The organism is Polyangiaceae bacterium (assembly GCA_020633205.1).
GTDB lineage: Bacteria > Myxococcota_A > Polyangia > Polyangiales > Polyangiaceae > JAHBVY01.
The window spans coordinates 968,066-984,622 of sequence record JACKEB010000011.1; the positions used below are offsets into that span (position 1 = coordinate 968,066).

At 63.2% G+C, this 16,557-nt stretch carries 15 protein-coding genes; 6 read left to right on the forward strand and 9 right to left on the reverse strand.

Features of this window, described 5'->3' with window-relative positions; translation table 11 throughout:
* Positions 1-75 precede the first annotated feature (75 nt).
* The 4 genes from H6718_10815 to H6718_10830 form a co-directional block, all read right to left on the reverse strand.
* Positions 76-918 (reverse strand): hypothetical protein, encoded by an 843-nt coding sequence (locus H6718_10815; protein ID MCB9585879.1) that lies wholly within the window; start codon positions 916-918, stop codon positions 76-78.
* A complete protein-coding gene (locus tag H6718_10820; protein ID MCB9585880.1) occupies positions 915-1,583 on the reverse strand; it encodes a sigma-70 family RNA polymerase sigma factor in 669 nt (222 codons plus the stop codon). The genes H6718_10815 and H6718_10820 overlap by 4 nt, the downstream gene beginning before the upstream one ends.
* 34 nt (positions 1,584-1,617) lie before the next feature.
* A complete protein-coding gene (locus H6718_10825) occupies positions 1,618-2,289 on the reverse strand; it encodes a polyhydroxyalkanoate synthesis regulator DNA-binding domain-containing protein (protein ID MCB9585881.1) in 672 nt (223 codons plus the stop codon).
* A gap of 141 nt (positions 2,290-2,430) precedes the next feature.
* Complete coding sequence (locus H6718_10830; protein MCB9585882.1) at positions 2,431-3,072, reverse strand: SMI1/KNR4 family protein; 642 nt, start codon at positions 3,070-3,072, stop codon at positions 2,431-2,433.
* 194 nt (positions 3,073-3,266) lie between these two features.
* Between H6718_10830 and H6718_10835 the strand changes: the two genes are divergently transcribed.
* From H6718_10835 to H6718_10845, 3 genes are all read left to right on the forward strand, one after another.
* Positions 3,267-5,234 (forward strand): NADH-quinone oxidoreductase subunit H, encoded by a 1,968-nt coding sequence (locus H6718_10835; protein MCB9585883.1) that lies wholly within the window; start codon positions 3,267-3,269, stop codon positions 5,232-5,234.
* Positions 5,235-5,444: 210 nt separating this feature from the next.
* The gene (locus H6718_10840) at positions 5,445-6,443 is read left to right on the forward strand and encodes a matrixin family metalloprotease (protein MCB9585884.1); all 999 of its coding nucleotides are present in this window, start codon (positions 5,445-5,447) and stop codon (positions 6,441-6,443) included.
* Entirely contained in the window at positions 6,431-6,850 is a 420-nt protein-coding gene (locus H6718_10845; protein MCB9585885.1) for a TIGR02266 family protein, read from the forward strand. The genes H6718_10840 and H6718_10845 overlap by 13 nt, the downstream gene beginning before the upstream one ends.
* Positions 6,851-6,928: 78 nt before the next feature.
* Here H6718_10845 and H6718_10850 read toward each other — a convergent pair whose 3' ends face one another.
* Positions 6,929-7,768 (reverse strand): 1-acyl-sn-glycerol-3-phosphate acyltransferase, encoded by an 840-nt coding sequence (locus tag H6718_10850; protein ID MCB9585886.1) that lies wholly within the window; start codon positions 7,766-7,768, stop codon positions 6,929-6,931.
* A gap of 511 nt (positions 7,769-8,279) precedes the next feature.
* Here H6718_10850 and H6718_10855 point away from each other — a divergent pair.
* Positions 8,280-8,924 carry a hypothetical protein gene (locus H6718_10855; protein MCB9585887.1) on the forward strand — a complete coding sequence of 215 codons (645 nt, stop codon included), beginning with the start codon at positions 8,280-8,282 and terminating at the stop codon, positions 8,922-8,924.
* 187 nt (positions 8,925-9,111) lie between these two features.
* On the opposite strand, the gene H6718_10860 is transcribed toward H6718_10855, so the two are convergent.
* The 3 genes from H6718_10860 to H6718_10870 form a co-directional block, all read right to left on the reverse strand.
* Entirely contained in the window at positions 9,112-9,816 is a 705-nt protein-coding gene (locus tag H6718_10860) for a hypothetical protein (GenBank protein MCB9585888.1), read from the reverse strand.
* A gap of 621 nt (positions 9,817-10,437) precedes the next feature.
* A complete protein-coding gene (locus H6718_10865) occupies positions 10,438-11,049 on the reverse strand; it encodes a hypothetical protein (GenBank protein MCB9585889.1) in 612 nt (203 codons plus the stop codon).
* A gap of 69 nt (positions 11,050-11,118) precedes the next feature.
* Entirely contained in the window at positions 11,119-11,256 is a 138-nt protein-coding gene (locus tag H6718_10870; GenBank protein MCB9585890.1) for a hypothetical protein, read from the reverse strand.
* A gap of 674 nt (positions 11,257-11,930) precedes the next feature.
* Here H6718_10870 and H6718_10875 point away from each other — a divergent pair.
* On the forward strand, positions 11,931-12,755 hold the full coding sequence (locus tag H6718_10875; protein MCB9585891.1) for an SseB family protein: 825 nt from the start codon (positions 11,931-11,933) through the stop codon (positions 12,753-12,755).
* On the opposite strand, the gene H6718_10880 is transcribed toward H6718_10875, so the two are convergent.
* Complete coding sequence (locus H6718_10880; protein ID MCB9585892.1) at positions 12,748-14,838, reverse strand: hypothetical protein; 2,091 nt, start codon at positions 14,836-14,838, stop codon at positions 12,748-12,750. The genes H6718_10875 and H6718_10880 overlap by 8 nt on opposite strands.
* 201 nt (positions 14,839-15,039) lie before the next feature.
* On the opposite strand from H6718_10880, the gene H6718_10885 reads away from it, so the two are divergent.
* Positions 15,040-16,470: an aldehyde dehydrogenase family protein gene (locus H6718_10885; GenBank protein ID MCB9585893.1), complete on the forward strand. Its 1,431-nt coding sequence runs from the start codon at positions 15,040-15,042 to the stop codon at positions 16,468-16,470.
* The last annotated feature ends 87 nt before the right edge of the window (positions 16,471-16,557 follow it).

The window sequence follows — 16,557 nt, forward strand, 5'->3', positions numbered from 1 at the left end:
TCGCAAAAACCAAAACGGGAGGCCCATTCGGACCTCCCGTATTTGCGTTCGATGGCTGGTGTTGCGCGCCCCGTGTCAGCGCATGGAGGCGACGACTAGCTCGGCGCTCTCCGGCTCATCCAGATCCGTCGCGACCGCGTAGCCCACTCCTCGACGCTCCACGGCGGCGATGGTGTAGCCCCGACGGGAACCCATATAGACGGCCGTGTTGCGCACGACCTTGGGCTTGAAGATGTAGCGCACGGGGACTCGCTCGGAGTCGTAGACGTAGACCGTGACCCGGTGACCACCCAGACGGTAGCGGAAAGAAGCCGCCTTCTGGTTCCGTACGGGAACGACGCTGCCGCCGAGCCACTGAGCGCCGTAGTCTTGCAGGCCCTGAGGCACGTGAACCGGCACACCGACCTGAGGCTCGAACGACTCGACCAGGCGAGGCTCGACCACTTCCGGCTCCGGCGGAGGAGCCGCGTGATGGCTCACTAGCTCATCCACCAAGGCGTCGACGGTGATCGGCGTTGGTTGACTGGACATCACGTTCGCCTGGGCGCTGCTGCTCGGCTTGGTCTGGGGATGATCTCCACTTGCGCCGAGCACCAGGGTGAAGCCTGCGGCAGCCGCGATGGGCAGGATGTACTTCCAAGGCAGAGCGCGGCCATGACCGTGCCCTTCCAGCGCCTCTTCACGATCCCTTTCCGCGCGGAGTGCTCCCCGCAGGCGAGCCTCGAAGGCCGCGCTGGGCTCTTCATCCGCCAGGGTTTGGCGCATGCTTTCCTTGAGCGCCTGAGCGAACAGGACTTGCTCGTGGCAGTCCTCGGAATCGAGCATCAGCTGCTCGACTTCGACCATCTTCTCAGGTGGCAGCTCGCCGTCGATGTAGGGGTCGACGAGGGGTTCGATACGACGTGCGGCGTTGCTCATCCCACACCTCGCTTCCGCTCACGGTAAGCGTCTAGGTTCACGGGTTCGCTCGCCTTCTTTTGCTTGGAGCCGATCTGCTCTTCAGGTCCAACGATGCCCATCTCGCGCGCCTGCTCGAGCAGCTCAGCCTTCAACAGGCGGCGGCCACGGTGCAGGCGGCTCATAACGGTTCCAATCGGACAGCCCATGACGTCGGCAATCTCCTTGTAACCGAGTCCCTCCACGTCCGCGAGCACGACGGCCAGCCGGAACTCTTCCGGTAGGCCCTCGACGGCGCGGCGGATTTCCGCTTCGAGCACCGGACGCAGCGCGGTCCCTTCAGGGTCACGCATCCCGCGTAGGCTGGCGGCGCTGATCCAACCATCGCTGAGGGGATCGGCGTCAGGTCCGTCGAGGACCGCGCGCTCCAGCCCACCTCGGCGGTAGCGATTGATGAAGGTGTTGGTCTGGATGCGCAGCAGCCAGGCCTTCATGTTGGTGCCGGGCTCGAACTGGTGCCGAGCTCGCATCGCCTTCACGAAGGTGTCTTGGACCAGGTCTTCAGCCTCGGTCCGACTACGGGTGAGGCGCGTTGCCACGGCGTACATCGACTTGAGGTGGCTGATCGCCTCCTCTTCGAATTCCGCCGCAGAAAGCGCGCCGCGCGTGGATGTGACTTGTGCCATCGGGTACTGAGCGGCAACCCGGGGCGCCGCCCAGTTATTCCTGAGGCTTGTTGTCGATCGAGTCTAGGCGCGCTTCGATTTTATCCAGGCGTTCGTTGAGCTTGGAAAGCTGGCTCTTCAAATCCTTGAGCGGCGAAAAGTCGGGCAAAACCGTGTTGATACGCTCGTCGATCGCCGCCTGCCACTGCTCCAGCGTGGCGCGCGACGTCTGGATCACTCGCGTTAGCCCCTTGGCGTCTTTGCTGTCGCTCACGTCGTCTTCCTTGTCTTCCAAGCCGGCCTCTGGTTCGGCTGGGACTTGCTCCACCACAATCTGCGCCGGCTCGGCAGGGGTCGCGGGAACCTGCTCCTTGGGCATCAGACGCCCGATGGGGCCCTCCCTCAGCGTCGTGAGCAGCTTCTCTCCGCGGTTGCGGATCAGCGCCTTCAGCGTCGTGAGCGGGATGCCGCGCGGCTTCGCTTTCAGCTCTTCAGAGATGATCAGCGCGAGCGTGACGTCGGTTTTGTCTTCCTTCGTCGCGTTGTCGATGATCTGCACGTCCTCGCCTGCGCGCACCATGTCCGCGATCTGCAAGAGGGTGACGTAGCGACTGTCTTTGGTGTCGTAGAGCTTGCGGTTGGAGTAGCGCTTGATGATGCGCCGGTCCGCGCTCTCGCCTTCAACAGGCTGAGCCGGCTGCTCCGAAGAAATGACGTCTTCCGACACGGGTACCCCAGGGTAGGCTTAAGCAGTGATCAGTGGCCACCAAGGCCGCCTGATACGCCTGTTGGCCCTGCTCAATACAAGCGCATGTGCCGCATAGCGTCAAGCTGACTTGCGTCCACCCGAGCCGCTTGTGCGGATTGATCAGGCGATCGCAGCGATGGCGAGCAGCTCCGAAGAGTCGCTGTCAGAGGTGGACGCGCGCTCACGCCTCGATTCGGTGTGCTCGCGCTTTAGCTCGTCGTACTCCGCATCGCAGAGTTCGAGGACCAAGCGCAGGAAGCTCGTGAAGTCCGAGCGGCGAACGCCCACTTCATTAAGCCAAGCGACGACTTCGTACTCGCCGTCATCACGCTGGCTGTCCAGGTCGAAGGCAAACAGCGTCGTTCCGGCAGCATCGATACCGAACGGAAGCAAGTGGGGCTTCTGCGAGGTCTCCGCGCGCGCCGGGTCCTCACTCGGTGGGAAGCAGCTCTCGAAGGTCTGAGTCACCAGATCCAGGTGCTTCTCCTTACCGAGGTCCTTCGCACCGAGCAGCCCCGCGCCCTCGTAGAAGCGCGGCCAGCCGTCGTGGCTCGCCAGGAACGCGCGGTAGCTGGGCGGCAGGGTGCGTCCAAGGCGCGCCTCCGCGTCTGCGAGCTGCTGCTCCCGACCGCTAGGGTTCGGCACGAGTCCCGAGTCGCGCCATGGGCGTTGCCGCATCAGCTCGGTTTGGCGGCCGCGGATCGCGCGCAGCAGGTCTCTCCAGGTGGCTTGCGATTCACTCTCGGGGCTTGTCTCGCGCATGCCGTCGGGTGTGGCGGAAGCCAGAGCTGCGGGCCAAGAAACGGGCGGTCCTCCGACGCGCGCGAGTCCTGCGCGCCGCGCTGCCTCGCCGAGGCGTTGCTGACTCGCTTCCACGTCAGCCCAACGTTGCTCATTCGTGCGCGAGTTTCGGCGTTTTTTCGCCCACCTGGGAGCAGCTCGGTATACCGACGGAGATGCCCCGAACCCCACTGCTGGCGCTGCTGCTGAGCCTGCTCGGCTTGCTCGCCGTGGTGTGTGGATGCAGCGGGCAGGGTGAGCGACCGAGCTTGCTCAACGTCATCGGTGCTGGGCCTCGCGAGCTCTCGAGCGGTGATGAGCTCGAGGTCGTCGGAACAAATTTTCCGGAGGGCAAACCGGCCACGATCTCGTTCGAAGGCTCCCTTCACCGGCCCGGCGAAGTCGCCCAGGAGGACGTCGAGATCGTGATCGCTGCCAGCAGCAGCTCACGTAATCGCATCGCGGTCGTGCTCGACGATGTCACCCTCGCGGAGTTCGCGCGGCGTGGGGCATCAGGCGCCCACACCACGTTCCGCGGTCGGGTGACCGCCGCGTTTGCCCCCCGTACGTCTGGCGCACCCCCGGTCACGGGGAGCATCGAAGGCGTTCAGATCGACTTTTTTCCCTCTGACGTGCCCGTCTCGGTCACGCATGAACTCGAGGCGGAAGGCCAACGTGCCGCCGCCCTATTGGGACTCGAGTTCGAGCCCAAGGGGCCCGGCGCGGGTTTGCTCGTGAAGACCGTTGCTGCAAATAGCCGCGCGGAAACGGCTGGGGTGAAGGCCGGCGACCGCTTGGTTGCGCTTGATGGCCTGCGCCTCGCAGACATCTCTGACTTCGTGCCATCTGGGCGCTCGCAAACCGCGGAACTCGAGATCGTGCGCGGCAAGCTCAAGGAGACGCTTCGCCGTGGGGTCGATGTGCAGGGCTTCCGCGATACTCCGCCAGAAGACTTGCTGTGGGCGGGGGTCGTCGTTGGCGTGGTGTGCGTTGCGTTGCTGGCGTTCTTGCTGCCAGTGGCGTCAGTGATCGGCTGGTTCGAACGGCGGGTGGTGCAGCGCAGCCGTGCGCTCGGCAGAGACGCACGTCGGGTGGGCTTGCTGGATTGGGTCCGCGGTTCAGTCGCTGGAGTGTTCCGTGAGGATGTGCTGCCTGGGGCGAACAGCCACGCGGCGTTGCGGGTCGTGCCGTACCTGCTCTTCCTAGGCACCAGCGCCATGTTCACGGTGATTTGCTTCGGGCACCCGCTGCTCGAACCCGAGTTGGATCTTGGCGCGCTCTTCCTGGGCACCGTCACCGCGCTCGTGTGCACCGGCTTGATGCTCGGTGGTTGGCGGCCACGTGGACGCTGGTCGCTTTTTGGGGGGTTAGGTGCCGCGCTCCAGACCCTGAGCTACGAGATTCCGCCGCTCTTCTCGATCCTCGTCGTGGTGCTCATGTCCGGTTCCGTGAGGATTGGAGACATAGTCGCAGCGCAAGGCGGCAAGCCTTGGGAATGGTACGTCTTCGAGAATCCAATCACCTTCGTGATGTTCTTGCTGTTCTTCGTCCCGGCACTCTCGGAAGGGAGCCGGGCCCACGCGGAGCTACCTGAGGCGGATTGGGAGCTAGCGAGCCCGTTGTCGAGGCAAGAGTCTAAGCGCGGCACGGCATCTGGCGTGGCCTTGAGGTTTCGTTCGGTGAAGACCCGCTACCTGATGTTCTTCGCCGAGTGGGGACATGTGTTCGTGATGAGCGGGCTTGGGGCTGCGCTGTTCTTGGGAGGCTGGCAGTTGCCTGGAGTGAGCCGCGGCCTCGTGATGTCCACCCCCAGCCTCGGGTTGCTCTCGGCTTTGGTCTTCAATCTGAAGGCCTGGGGGCTTACCCTCGCTGTGCTGTGGGTTCGCTGGGCGCTGCCACGTATCCGTGTGGATCAGCTGATCGGCGTCGTCTGGAAGTGGTTCGTGCCAGCCGCGCTGCTGGGACTTGGCGCGACCCTTGGGTGGATGAACGCGCTGAAGAGCCCGGTGTTCCGGGTGGTGCAGGGCGGGCTCTCCTACGTGCTATTCGGCTTCGCGGTGCTGGTTCCGATCTACTTGATGCTGCGCGTCCTTAGCGGCCTTAGAGATCGGCACGCCGAGCTGAGCGTCAATCCCTGGCTCTGAGCCCCGGGTTCGTTTCGAGTCCTGAAGCGCCGGGCGTAGGGCGCTCGGTTCAAGGGTTGGCGCGCCTCGCCGTTCTCCCCTGGCGTGAGACGCCGGCTAGCAGCGCTTTGTTTATTGGGACTAGGCCTGTGTGCCCCAGAGGCGGAGGCGGGCACCCGCTGGCGCGGGTCTCGCGTCAGCGTCGAGGTCGAACCTAGCCTGGGTCAGGCCGTGAGTCGCGCGGAAGAGGTGGTGCGCAGAGCCGCCGCCCGCTGGTCTGTAGTGGACGGCGCTCCGGAGCTAGAGGTCAGCGCTGCCCGTCGTGAAACGGGGCCAGGTTACGACCCTCGAGGGCCAACCAACAGCATCAGCTTTGCTCCAGAGGGCAGCCAGCTCGTCGGGGAAGCGCTCGCCATCACGCTGCTGACTTACGACTCCGACACGTTGGAGCTACTGGACGCGGACATCATCTTCAACGGTCGGCATCGGCTGGTAGATGTCGCGAGCTGCGAGCGGGACGGTGGTGCTCCCGCCTACGATTTCGAGGGAGTCCTACAGCACGAGTTGGGGCATGTGCTTGGGTTGGAAGAAGACTTAGAGCACCCAGACGCGGTGATGTATCCCTACGCCTCGCCCTGGAGCGTGGCGTCGCGCAACCTCAAGACGGCGGACGAGACCCAGCTCGAGACGCTGTACAGCACCCCGCTACCCGACGCAGAGCCAGGATGCAGCGCGCGAGTCGCCGCGGGCGATCGAAATATTGCCGTAGGGAACTACCTCTTGGTTCTTGGGTTGTTTGGCCTCATGGCCCTCCGACGGCGCAAGCGGAGCTTGGTTTGGGTGCTGCCTTACACCTCATTGTGGCTCGTTCTAGGTGGCTCGCAGGCGGCGCTCGCCAGCGATGGGGCGCAGCCTCTGAGAGGTCCTCTGGCGTACCTCGAGGTGACCCACGCGAGCGCACGTTGGGTCGGGGGGGTGTTGTATACGGACCTACAGTTGGCCACTCGCGACTGCAACGGCGCTGTGTGTGACGAACTCCCCAATCAACTGACTTGGGTTGGAGGATCTCGGGATGGTGTCGTTCAGGTTGTTGGACGCGAGCCGGTGCCGCACGTCGGTGCATTCCTCGAAGTCGTGGCTCCTCCATCGACCGGCGGGAATCGGCTCAAGCCCAGCCACTACCGAACCGTAATCAAGACCAAGGGAGGCGACCCATTATGGATCCAGTAACCACACAAGAAGAGCCACGCGCCGAAGCGACCATCCGGCGACACAGCCTGCAGCCCGGCAGCGACGGACGACGAGCGCACACCCGCTTTTCCGTCGACCTCGATGTGCACTTTGGCTCGGACCACAACTTCTACGCTGGCTTCGTCGAGAACCTCTCGGCCGGTGGGATCTTCGTGGCGACGCACAACTTGCGTCCCGTTGGCGAGCGCTTCGAGATCAACATCAACCTCCCCGATGGGCGTCCGATTCAGGGCGTGGGTGAGGTGCGCTGGGTCAGGGAGTACTCTGAGCGCTCGAACGTGCCTCCCGGCATGGGGATCCGGTTCCTCGAGCTCGCACCAGGCGCCGATCAGGCGATCGCGGACTTCCTGAGGGAACGCGACCCACTGTTCTTCGACGACGAATGAGCCTGCGCTGAACTGAGGCAGCAGTGAATCCTCCCGGAATAGCCACCTGAGCGCGCTGCTCACGGTGGCTATCGCCGTTCAATGGAGCTGCGCGCGAATCGCTTTTTCTTCTTGTCCGAGCGATCCAATGGCTTCGAGACAGCGCTCGGCGATCGCCTTGTAGGTCTTGGGGGAGCCGGGTTTCGCCAGTAGGTCGTCCACGTCCAGCGGCTCTCCAAAGACGATATTGATCGGAGCACCAGTTCCATCGAAGTTGCTCTTCACCTGAAGCGCGATGTCGTTGATCAGGCCGTTGATGAACACCGGCAGCACTCTGACCTTCGCCTTGTGGATCACGCGGCCGACGCCGCTCTGGGCGGGCAGGAAGGTATACGGGTCGTCGTCTTTCTTGCGTGTGCCTTCCGGGTGAATGCCCACGAAGGTTCCGCCGCGGCTCAGGCGGTATGCCAGTTCGTCGAGGCTCGCCAAGTTCAGTGCGGCGCGAGACCGCTCGCGGAAGATGGGTGGGTACATCGCGAAAAAGCTCATCGCGCCGTTCACGACGAAGCCAAGGGGCTTGTCGTAGAAGAACTCCGAGCGCACCGGGAAGATGATGCGCTGCTCGAGTCCTTGGCGCACCAGGTTCGCGGTCACGATGTAGAGGTCGAAGAACGAGCGATGGTTGGCGACGCAGATCACGCTCTCGTGGGGAGCCAAGCGGGGTACCCGATCGATCCCATGCAGGTGGGTGAGTCGATCTGTACAGTAGGTGATCCAGCGAGACCCCACGAAGCGCTGGCAGATTCGCACGGCGCGGTCCAACGGCTCGCTCTCGAAGGTGTGGCGGATGAAGCGGATCTGGGCCTTCTCGAGGGGCGACAGGCGATCGGAACCTAGCTTCACCAGGTCTGGTCGTTCGAGTTCTTGGTTGGCGCGCATCACCATCCTGCGCGGCTAGCCGCTTTGCGCAGTCGAGACAAGCCGCATCCCTGTCGAGCTCCATTCAGCCTGCGAATCGCGCGCTGGTTCCGCCGTTTGGTGTTGATGATTGTTCACGCTTGCTCGCCGAACAATCCGTGACCGATCCGTCATCGCGCCGCGCGGCTCTGCGTAGCGCGCTTCGCCCCATGCTGCGTTTTTGCTTGAGAACGCGCTCGAAGGTGGAACCTTGGAGGGGCCAGCGAGAGCGGAGTCTCCATGCAGAAATTCACGTCATCTGGCCCTGCGAACGTGCTGTTGGTCTCGGCACGCGGGTTGCTAACGTGAGCAGCAGCATATGGCTCAGGCAAACTGTGGGTGGCGGGGTAACGGTGTAGTCTTGGTGGTCGCGGGCTTAGGGCTGCTTTTGTCTATGGAAACGCACGCGAGCGCCGCGGAGGTGACAGGGCAGCCCACGCCTGCACCTGCATCTCCCTCACCCCCTGCGGCGAATGCTTCTTCGGCTGGTCCGATGGCGCCAGCCGAGAGTGCGCCAGAAGCGCATCCTGTAACTGCGGAGGAGCGTGAGGCGCCTCCGGTTGAGCTGTGGCTGGGGATCGGCGCGGGCAATGCCGTTTGCGACGACAAGAAGCCGACCTCGGATTGTCCCGTGGAAACAGGGGGAGCGTTCGCCCTGGGTGGCGCCTGGCGGGTCAGCAAGAGCTGGGCGCTTGGGGCGGAACTGGCGGGGTGGCAATTCGGCGTGCGCGACGAATGGCAAGGGCAGCTCGAAGACCCGGCTACGGACGTCAAGTTCTCCTCGACGTACTTCGCGTTGCTCGCGCGGTGGTACTGGCTAGCGAAGCTCGGCTCGTACCAGGGCTACCTCCAGTTCGGTCTCGGGGCGGGAGTGGTGACGGGCGAGGCAACCGCTGAGAGCGGCGCGAAGTACCGCGTCTCCAACTCTGGCGTCGTTTTTCCCCTCGGAATTGGCTTCGATTTCGAGCTAGGTGATGTTTTCCGCCTGGGCCCCCAGGCGCTGGCGTACCTCCAGACCTCCAGCACCCACTGTGAGGAGATAAACGGCGGCGGGGAGACGTGCGGCGACTCCGGCAAGGACGACAACGCGCTGCCGTATCGTTTCATGTTGATGGGCACGTTCAACTTCGGCGGCTAGTACCGGTTAGCGTGTTCTGATGTCGTAACACCTGCGCAAAGCACTGCGGCCGCCGCTCGCCTACCGGTTCTGTCCCAGCTGCGCTCCTCTGAACGCAAAACACCCCGAACCATTCGGTCCGGGGTGTCACTCGCTAGCAGGTGTTGAAAAACACCTGCCAATCAACATCCTGCTTGGCTGACTGAGTTCAGGCCTTCATCGCACGCTTGAGCGCTTGGTCGAGCTTGTCGAGCTGGCCCTTCACCTGGATCACCTGCGTCTGCAGATCCTTCAAGCGATCGCGCTCGAGGGAGGTCGCTGCGTCGAGATCGCCCAGCAAGTCGTCACGGCCGTCCGTGAAACGGCGCAGTTGGTGCGCTGCCTTGGCGAAGCGCGGCAACGCGGGCCGACCGCGACGCTGGATTTTCTTGCTGGTCTGGCGCAGTCGCGTCACTTCACGCTCGATGCGGTCCACCGACCAACGCTGCTTCTCAGCCTGACCGGCCAGCTTCTTTTGCTGGGCGGCGGTCAGCGCATCAAGCCGGTTGAGGTGGCTGAAACCGAGGTGCTGCCAGTTGGGCTTCGTGTTCAGGTTGTTGCAGACGCGGAAGACCGCGAGGCAACGATGCAGGGCACCGGGGCTTAGACGGAGCTGCTCCTGCTCGCCAATCTCACGCAAGCTGAGCTCACCCTGATACCGCTCGGAGATCATACGGCCGATTTCATACGCGTCTTCTGCAGACAGCGGCGGGGCGTTGTCGCTCACTGCGGCGTCGGGCCAGCGCACCTTTGCCTTGCCGTTTCCGTTGCCGTTCTTGGCAGCGGCCTTGGCGCCGTTTCCGTTGGTTTTCGCCGCGCTGGTGGACACGCTCTTCGGGGTGGACTTGTTCGAGGTCTTCTTCTTTGCGGGCATGGCTGCGCTCTATTCCTGTGTGCTGATGATTCCGTGGTGAGTTGCCGTCTGGGGGAGGCTTTCTCCGTGGAATCGCGGTTCCTGTTAGCTCGCGTCTGGGCAGACGCGACGAGGGACGACAATGGGTGGGGATAGGTCGGTCGCTTTCGCAACCGAAAGATCGACTGTGTTACGTCTGAGTTGCGGCAACCGTTCCATCCTTGGGTGCATCCCCGCGGCTACGAGGGATGCTTCGAGACTGGTTGCTTCGAGGAGAGGTTGCTTCGAAGAGACAGAGAACCACTCAGCTTCTGAGTTGTTCCCCGTAGGTTACAGCTTGGCGCTCCGTGTTCATCCGGCGGCGCCGTTGATTCGATCAGGTGCGTGCTGTGTTCACCACGCCCCGACCGGGAGCGTTGCTGAACTTCGTGCGCTGCGGATATCGACTCGCGCAACATGCGAGTCGCTCGCTTCCGTACAGCTCGAGATGCGAGCTGTGTGCGTGTCGTTTGCTTGTGGTGTCGCGCGGCTCTGGTGGAGCGAGCGCGCTCAACAGTGGGCTAGCTTCCTTTACGCTTTTGTCGGCGCTGCGTAAAGGTCGCTCGCCAACAAACGACTAACGTCTCGCGCTCTCTAGTCGCTCTAGAAAGATATACTGGTGCCGCCGGACACGCTCCTTTCCCCTAGGAAAGACCCGTCCACTAACAGACTGATTCCGCCGGTACCGGTTACGCTCCAAGAGAGCCCACCGCCGAGGGTGTAGTGATGGCGATCGCTACCAACGCTGCTCTCTCCCGCTCTCGTCCAGTTGACCGGTCCGAGGAACGCTCGTGCCGCGACGTAGGGTGCGAAGCCATCCCACATGCTAATTCCGAACATCACTCCAAGACGCAGATCGCTTGCGGTGAGAGTGACGGAATCCGCCGCCGGTTGAGTCACATCAGAGCGCTCGGTTTTCGTCATTGAAAAACCCAAGCTGAGGCTCGTCATCAGGAATGGAGCGGGCGTTCGTGTGTTTCCACCGATCCAGCGCCGTGACAGCTGGGCACCGACCAGCCAGCCAGGAGCAACGTCATGTGTGCTGTTTTCGCCTTCCAGCTCGCCGTCCAGAATGGCGCCTGCCGAAAGGTTGAGGCTGAAAGCATCACCTAGCTGGCGTCCGAACGACGCGGCGAGCGTGTGCTGCGACAGCGTGTAGTCGGCTTCACCGTCGAAGCGTAAATCCGCAACGAAATAGCCATAGCTCAGGCCCACAGACCATGGAGCTACCTCCGGATTGGAACGCCCTTCACATCCCGTCGGACCGACGGGTGCTCCGAGGCCTCAAGCGTAGGCGGTGTCAGGTAGGAAGCCGACGAAGCCGACGAGCACGCCTGCAGCAGCGAAGTGTTTCAGGTAGCGCTTCACCTTGCGCGCCACGGCTGGCTGATTCTGTATCGCAACCAACTGGTGAGTTTGCATGGGGGATTGTTTGGCTTGGGAGCCTTCGATCGGGCTGCGCTATATGTCAGCGTGGAAAATGTCCCGAGTCGAAACGGTTCCTGCCGCGCCGCTCACTGCTGAGGCAGCGTGCCGCGCGGTCCTTTTTGGGGGATTCGTTTGGGGGTCGGGTTGGGGACTCGGCGCTTGATGCGCGCTCTCCGACTCGACGTGACCCGCATCCTTACACTCGGATGCCTGATGCGCTTGCCAAGTTTGGCATTTGCATGGGCGAATTCTTACTCCTTGTGCTGACCGGGGTGACTCGATGTGTGTCGATGCGCGGGATCTGAACCCGTGTCTGACGTTTCGTACTGACGGCCGAGGTCGTGAGTTCGAGCCGGTGCACGCCTGAGCTCGACGCTAACGTGAGCTAGCGACCTCGTTCACGTATGGATATTCCAGTCCGTCGTTACCGAGCGCGTCTCGCGCGCAGCCGGCCATGCGTTCGCGGCAGTTCAGTTGCTAGTCTCTGCTGCGTCAGCTGACCCCGAGCGGCACTTGCCTTGTGTTGCCGCGTAACTGACGTCGCACCTAGGGGGCTCCGGCCGGGCGCTCAAACAGTCCTGGACCCGCCGCCGAAGATGTGGTTCGAGAGCCGACCCTCGCCTACCCGACTGCCCAGCAGGCGGCTCCGCCGAGGCAGAGAAGCTCACATGACAGACGAATCGGAAACGCCCGTACGTATCGAAGGACACCAGGTGACGGAGGCGGTTGCGGCGGCGCATCGCGGACTGCGCCGTGACGTCCAACGTCTCCTTGATCTCCTACAGAGTGCGGAACTCTATGTCCCGCTCCAGGTGCCGATGGATGGCGTCCCGCTGGGTGAGGCGGTCGAGATGTCGGACGGCCTCACGTTGATCCCCCACCTGCTGCAAGACGAGGACGGAGACCAATACGCCGCGCTCTTCTCTGAGACCGAGATGCTCGAGGTGGTCCAAGACGAGCTGGGGTGGACCACTGGAGAAGGCGGTCTGGAGTTCTGTTCCGTGCCCGCGCTGACCGCGCTCGATATGGCGCTCCAGGTGATCGACGAGGAGCGCGTCGTTGGGTTGGTGTTCAATCCCTTGGACGACACGGAGTTACTGCTGAGCCGCGCGGAAGTTGCCAGCCTCGCGCAGAACACCGCGCTGCCCCTGGTCAACTACGTGCGCGACATCCCAGAGCTCGAGGATGAGCAGACGTTGGTCGCGGAGCTGGACGGTCCGCCACCGCGTGATCTGACTCAGGCACTCGACGCCCTGGTTGCCGAGTCGGGTTCTATCGAGAGCTACGCGCTCCAGCAGACGTTCAACGCCGAGCGCGATATCGAACCGCACCTGACGCTGCACGTGAAGACCCGCGGCGACGTGGAGGTGCAGTCGCTCAGCCGGATGATCGTCGAGCGCATTGAAGGCAAGGTGCCGGAGCCTGGCTACATCGACATCCTGTTCGACACGCTCGCGGTCGAGCCGCCCCGGCTGCCCGAGCAGCTCAGCTGAGCCCTTCGGTGCCGTGCAGCTGCCGCGCCACCAACGCGCGGAGCTCCCTGAAGCGGAAGGGCTTGTAGAGCTTCTCTGCGCTGCTCTTGTTTAACTCCGCCACGGGCTTGCTTTCAGCGTCAACCAGCAACAGCACCGGCCGCCCTGCGCTGGCGATCTTGGCGAGTTCGAGTTGCGCGATTTCGGGGACTGATCGGGTCAAATCCACGACCCAGAGCTGCGCTGCGCTGGGCTCGAGCGCAGCGAGTGTGCGGCCGAACACCGCATAATCCTCCAGCGCGCTCTTGATGACCTCAACGACGTCGTCATCCGCGACGACGGCAATCGACTGCGCGCTCGACTTGGGAGGTTGTGTCTGCACCTGGAGGCTATCGTCTCCGTGGGGTAACAGAACGCGAAACGTGGTTCCTATCCCCACGTCGCTCTCGACGACGATACGGCCCTCCAGGCTCTCCACGATGCCGTGGCAGATCGACAGCCCGAGTCCAGTGCCTACGCCTGCGGGCTTCGTCGTGTAGAACGGCTCGAACACACGTTCTCGCGACTCGGGGTCGATGCCTACGCCATTGTCGCTGATCTCGATGCTGACCCAGGGCCCCGCGACACGGGTCGTGATGGTGATACGACTAGCTCTTGGCTCGCGCTCCGGGAGCGCTTGAACTGCGTTCACCAGCAGGTTCAGAAACAGCTGAGCCAGCCGGGCGCGGCTGGCGACCACGGGAGGCACGGGCTCCAAATGCAGGATGAGCTGCGCTTTGCGTTTGATGTCCGTGCGCGCGAGCCCGACCACGCTCTGCAGCACCCGAGCGACGTCAACGCCGCCCAGTTCTCGCTCGTCGGGTCGCGCAAAGGTCTTCAGGTCGCTCACGATCTCGCTGATGCGTTCGACGCCCTCCGAAGCCGTCGCGAGCAACTTCCCTAGATCCTCGCGGGAATGGCTGTCGCTTTTCAGTGCCCGCTCAGCCATGTACAGGTTGCCGAGTACGTAGGTGACCGGGTTGTTGATTTCGTGGGCGACGCCTGCTGCGAGCGTGCCAAGGGACGCCAGGCGGTCCATTTGCGCCAAGCGAGTCTGTAGGCGACGCTGGCTGGACACTTCGCGCGCAACCAGCAGAGCGTACTCTTTGTTCTGCAAACTCACAGGCTGCCCGACGACGAGCTCGAACACGCACTCCCCACCATCTGGCATGAGGCAACGCACCTCAGCACTCGACGGCCCGGCGCTCTCCGGCGCCCGAGCAATCAGGCGGGTCGCGCGCGCCAGATCGTCGGGATGCACCAGGTCGAGCAGCTGCAGGCCCGTTTTGCTTCCTAGGCCACCGAGGCTCTCCCAGAACCACTTGTTCGCGTAGTGTACCTCTCCCGCGTAGTGAATGATAATACCGTGCGGAAGTGCGTCGAGGGTGGTGAATAGGTTTCGCTCGCTCTTCGCAAGCTCCACTTCGCGGTCCCTGAGCAGGTCTTCTTGTAGCGCCAACTCCTCGACCGCGGTCTTGCCGCCTACCAGCGCCTTCGACCACCGCTTCAAGCGACTTCCCAACGTCAGTGGTGGAGGCACCAGCACGCGGAAGTTGGCTTTCCTGGGGGAGAGGTCCGCCGTGACCTCTGCATGCGGCTGTCCGAGATAGTCCGGCAGTACCCTCAGCGCTCCCGCCACCAAATGAAAGAACGCCTGGCAGTCCTCGTCACCCTCTGGAATTTCCAAGCGCACGATCAGCTCGCGCTCGTCTTGCTCCTCGTAGGAAAACTTCAGGTTCCTGAAGAGCGACGGGCCGTACCAGCTGCAGGCTGCCCAGTAGACCGCCCGCGCGCTCCCGAAGTACCCTGCTACCGCGCGGAGACGAGCCACCTCCGGATCGAGTAGCGCGACCTCTCCTAGTTCGAGCAGCGCTTGGTGTCCTCCAAGGCTGGTGTTCAGGCGCTCACACAGGGCGGCAAAGCTCGACCAGCTCATGCGCGCTCCGCGCTGATCGATGGACTTGGGGTCGATGTCGAGCCCTTCGACCAGCTGCGCGACAGGGCGGTCGAAATGCTCCGCGGCCGCGAAGCATAGTTGAAGAGTCTTGCAGCTGACTTCGTTCACGTTGGCCTGGCGTGCAAAGAACGGAGAGACTGTAGATCAACCCGAGCCGAAGCGACCTCTGGAGTTTGGCGCAGCGGGCTGATGCCAGGGGTCGTCTGGCGTTTCAGTTCAGCGCCTAGTGACATGATTATCCGCGCTTTTTGCGGTGCTCGCTTGTGCAGGGCTGTCGCGTTGGCCCAAGCACACTATGATCCGCCGGTCATGACGCAAGCCACCACCTTTTCAAGCGACGCTTCCGTTAAGTCCGCCGAGGGCACCCCGGACGCTGAAATCCTCGCCGTGTGCGAGACCCTTCGTGCCTCGTTCGAGTCCGGGGCGACTCGCTCGTACGAGTGGCGCATCCAACAGCTGCGCCAGTTCATGCGCATGGTGGAGGAGAACGAGGACGCCATGATCGAGGCGTTGAAGCAGGACTTACGCAAGCCCTACTTCGAAGGTTGGTCAGCGGAGCCGCAGTTCCTGAAGGCGGAGCTCGGACATACGATCAAGAAGCTGAAGTCGTGGATGAAGCCGAAGCGGGTCGGCGCGAGCATGGCAGTTCAGCCAGCCAAGGCGCGCATCGTGTCCGAGCCCTTGGGTGTGGTGCTGATCATCGGCGCCTGGAACTATCCCATTCAGCTCAGCCTCGCGCCGTTGATCGGGGCCATTGCCGCAGGGAATTGCGCGGTGATCAAGCCGAGCGAGTTGGCTCCGGCATCCAGCGCTCTGCAGAAGCGCCTGCTGGAGAAGTACTTCGACCGCGACTGTGTCCGCGTGGTGGAGGGCGGCGTCAAGGAAACCAGCCTGCTCCTCGACCAGCGCTGGGACCATATCTTCTACACGGGAGGCGGCGCTGTCGGGAAGATCGTGATGGCGGCCGCTTCGAAGCACCTAACCCCGGTCACCTTGGAACTCGGTGGCAAGAGCCCGTGCATCGTAGACCAAGACGTGGATCTGGAAACGGCTGCGAGGCGCATCGTTTGGGGTCGCTTCTTCAACGCAGGCCAGACCTGCGTGGCTCCCGACTACATTCTCGTGCACGAGTCCCTCGAGAAGCCGCTCCTCGACGCCATGAAGGGCGTGATCAAAGAGTTTTACGGAGATGACCCGAAGCAGAGCGACGACTACGCTCGCATCATCAACCGACGCCACTTCGATCGCTTGAGCAAGCTGCTCGAGAGCGGTGAGACGGTGGTCGGCGGCGACACCGATGCCGAGCAGTGTTACATCGGACCCACAGTTCTCCGGGGAATTACCGGCGACGAGCCGGTGATGGCCGACGAGATCTTTGGTCCGATCCTCCCAGTGCTCAAGGTCGCGAACCTGGACCAGGCGATCCGCTTCGTGAACCAACGCCCGAAGCCCCTTGCGCTGTATGTCTTCACACGGGACAAGCAGGTCGCGGAACGCGTCGTCGAGCGCACCAGCTCCGGCGGCGTGTGCATCAACGACGTGATCAGTCACATGCTTCCCCCGGACCTGCCCTTCGGTGGCGTCGGGGCGAGCGGGATGGGCGCCTATCACGGCAAGGGCACGTTCGACTGCTTCAGCCACAAGAAGAGCGTGCTGGACAAGCCCACCTTCGTTGACCCGGCGCTGCGGTACCCCCCGTACACCGAGGAAAAGATGAAGTGGGTTAAGCGCCTGCTCTAGTCGTGCGGCTGCTGTAGTCGTGCGGCTGCTGTAGTCGTGCGGCTGCTGTAGTCGTGCGGCTCCCCAAAAAATGGAGTGCCGCAGCGA

Bases quoted from the DNA above. Each gene is read 5' to 3' on its own strand.
- H6718_10850 (MCB9585886.1), bottom strand. From the start codon at position 7,768: ATGCGCGCCAACCAAGAACTCGAACGACCAGACCTGGTGAAGCTAGGT.
- H6718_10835 (MCB9585883.1), top strand. From the start codon at position 3,267: ATGCCCCGAACCCCACTGCTGGCGCTGCTGCTGAGCCTGCTCGGCTTG.
- H6718_10815 (MCB9585879.1), bottom strand. From the start codon at position 918: ATGAGCAACGCCGCACGTCGTATCGAACCCCTCGTCGACCCCTACATC.
- H6718_10870 (MCB9585890.1), bottom strand. From the start codon at position 11,256: ATGCAAACTCACCAGTTGGTTGCGATACAGAATCAGCCAGCCGTGGCG.
- H6718_10885 (MCB9585893.1), top strand. From the start codon at position 15,040: ATGACGCAAGCCACCACCTTTTCAAGCGACGCTTCCGTTAAGTCCGCC.
- H6718_10860 (MCB9585888.1), bottom strand. From the start codon at position 9,816: ATGCCCGCAAAGAAGAAGACCTCGAACAAGTCCACCCCGAAGAGCGTG.
- H6718_10875 (MCB9585891.1), top strand. From the start codon at position 11,931: ATGACAGACGAATCGGAAACGCCCGTACGTATCGAAGGACACCAGGTG.
- H6718_10820 (MCB9585880.1), bottom strand. From the start codon at position 1,583: ATGGCACAAGTCACATCCACGCGCGGCGCGCTTTCTGCGGCGGAATTC.
- H6718_10845 (MCB9585885.1), top strand. From the start codon at position 6,431: ATGGATCCAGTAACCACACAAGAAGAGCCACGCGCCGAAGCGACCATC.
- H6718_10855 (MCB9585887.1), top strand. From the start codon at position 8,280: ATGGCGCCAGCCGAGAGTGCGCCAGAAGCGCATCCTGTAACTGCGGAG.
- H6718_10830 (MCB9585882.1), bottom strand. From the start codon at position 3,072: ATGCGCGAGACAAGCCCCGAGAGTGAATCGCAAGCCACCTGGAGAGAC.